The sequence below is a fragment of the Comamonas sp. B-9 genome (assembly GCF_000410635.1).
Classification (GTDB): Bacteria; Pseudomonadota; Gammaproteobacteria; order Burkholderiales; family Burkholderiaceae_C; genus Comamonas.
On record NZ_APCR01000298.1, the window covers coordinates 1 to 2,290 of the forward strand.

Consider the following 2,290-nt stretch of genomic DNA (forward strand, 5'->3'; position numbering starts at 1 on the left):
GGTGGCAGCAGATAGGCCTGCATCGTGAGCACCAGCAGCGCAGCGATACACAGCGACCATCCGGCAGCACGCTGGTGGCGCAGCAAGCCGGCCAGGGCGGCCGCCGGCCAGCGGATGTCGCCATGCCACCAGCTGCGGCTGGCCCAGGCGACGGCGGCCACGGCCACCAGCAGGGCCAGGGAGGCTGGCAGGCTCAGCGGCCAGTGCCGGAAATGGGCTTGGCGCAGGTCGCGCAGCATATCGGTATAAGGCCCGCCGGGCCAGGCATAGACCGCAAAGCTGGCGATGCACAGCAGCGCAATGGCCAGGTGGCGCAGGCTCCAGCGGCGCTGGGCAATGCCATGGGCCGCTACCAGCACCAGGCAGAGAAAGACCAGCACCGCATGGCTCAGGATATGGGTAAAGGCGACGGCAGGCAGCGCGACAAAAAAGGCCAGACCGCCTCTGTGCTGCAGCCAGCGCCAGGCCGAGATGGTGCCCAAAAATACCGCCAGCTGCCCCCATTGCTGCGGGCGTGCCTCCAGCAAGGGCGCCCAGAAATAGCTCGACAGCGCCAGCGTTGCAAACACCGGCACCAAGGTCTTGAGCCCCAGGCGGTAGTAGCCCCAGCTCAGGCCCCCGACGACGATAAACACGCCGCAGACCCCCATCCAGGGCATCACCTCGGCGTGGCTGGAGCCGGTCACCCAGGCCGCCTGGCGCAGCGTGTTGACAAAGGCAGGCCCCGAGACCGGCCAGGCCACGCCCTGGTCGAGCTGCTGGGCGATGCCGATCCAGTTCTTCTCGTCGTTGACGCACAGGGGGTAGTTCAGCAGCATGCGCATGGCGCATGCCAGCAGCGCAAACAGCGCAGCCCATGCCAGCAGTGACAAGACCCGCGTGCGCAGCGCCAGGTAGGGCAGCGGTATCGCGGGCGCAGGCGGTGCGAACGGGGGCAGCGTAGGCAAGGACATCAGCGCTGGAGTGTAGAGGGCCTCAAGCAATATGGGAGAAATCTGGGCGTTTTTGTTGCATTAATTGGTACAGCGCCTGGGCCGCCACCGACAGCTGCGGCTCGCGCCTGCGCACCAGGTAGATCTGGCGGTCCATGCCGGGCAGATGCAGCGGCCGGGTGACCAGGCCAGGCTGCGCAAAGTGAAACAAGCTGAGGGCCGGCACCACGCTGATGCCCAGACCGGCCTTGACCAGGCCCATCACGGTGGCGAGCTGCTCGACCTCCACCAGGGTCTGCATGGCCTGCGGGAAAAAGGCGGCATCCAGGTACTGGCGCACGCTGCTGTGCCGGGCCAGGTGCACAAAGGGCCAGGCCGCCAGGTCGGACAGCTGCACCTCGTCCAGCGCGGCCAGTGAGTGGTCGGCCGGGCAGACCAGGTGAAAGCGGTCGCTGCAAAAGGGCTCGGCACGCAAATCGGGCGTGTCGGCGCGGATGGCGGCCAGTGCAAAGTCGGCGTCGCCATTGGCCACGGCGGCAATGCAGGGCTCGGACAACACATCGAACACCTGCAGCTGCACACCGGGGTGCTGGCCGGCAAAGCTGCGCAGCACCGGCGGCAGCCAGCCAGCGGCCAGCGACGGCAGCAGCGCAACGGCGACCCGGCCCTGGACGAGCTGGGCGGTAGCGCGCATCGCTTTTTCGCAGGCGGCAAATTCGGCCGCGATGCGCTGGGCCGACAACAGAAACTGCTCGCCCTCGGGCGTCAGCAGCACATGCCGGGTGCTGCGCTCGAACAGGCGCAGGCCCACCGTGGTCTCCAGCGCGCGGATGAGGGCGCTGAAAGCTGGCTGGGACAGGTGGCAGAGGCTGGCGGCCCGGGTGAAGTTCTTCTGGCTGGCCAGCGCCAGAAAGGCCTGGATGTCGCGTTGGGATAGATTCATTTGTAATGCAGATTAATCGATCTTAATTATCGATTTCACAACATAGAACCTCTTTTCTATAGTGGGCTGCAGGAGATGCTATGCAGACAGACAAGACAGCGCCTGCAGCCATGCTGATTGGCTGCGCGGCTGGTTTTTCAGGCGACCGGGTGGATGCGGCAGCGCCGGTGGTGCAGGCCCTGGTGGCCTTGCAGCAGCCCGCGTTTCTGATTTTTGAAACGCTGGCCGAGCGCACGCTGGCGCTGGCCCAACTGGCCCGGCGTGACGACCCGGAGGCCGGCTACGAGCCCTTGCTGCTCGAGCTGCTGCGCCCGGTGCTGGCCGACTGCCTGGCGCACCGCATCCGCATCGTCAGCAATTTTGGCGCGGCCAACCCGCAAGGCGCCGCCCGTGCCATTGCCGCGCTGGCGCGCAG

At 66.8% G+C, this 2,290-nt stretch carries 3 protein-coding genes; 1 reads left to right on the plus strand and 2 read right to left on the minus strand.

Annotated features, from left to right (window positions below; genetic code table 11):
• On the minus strand, positions 1-953 hold a 953-nt coding region (locus H928_RS25810), incomplete at its 3' end, for a hypothetical protein (protein ID WP_043338350.1).
• A gap of 22 nt (positions 954-975) precedes the next feature.
• Entirely contained in the window at positions 976-1,875 is a 900-nt protein-coding gene (locus tag H928_RS0102425; RefSeq protein WP_021025067.1) for a LysR family transcriptional regulator, read from the minus strand.
• An 80-nt stretch (positions 1,876-1,955) separates the two neighbouring features.
• Here H928_RS0102425 and H928_RS25815 point away from each other — a divergent pair.
• On the plus strand, positions 1,956-2,290 hold a 335-nt coding region (locus H928_RS25815), incomplete at its 3' end, for an acyclic terpene utilization AtuA family protein (RefSeq protein WP_043338353.1).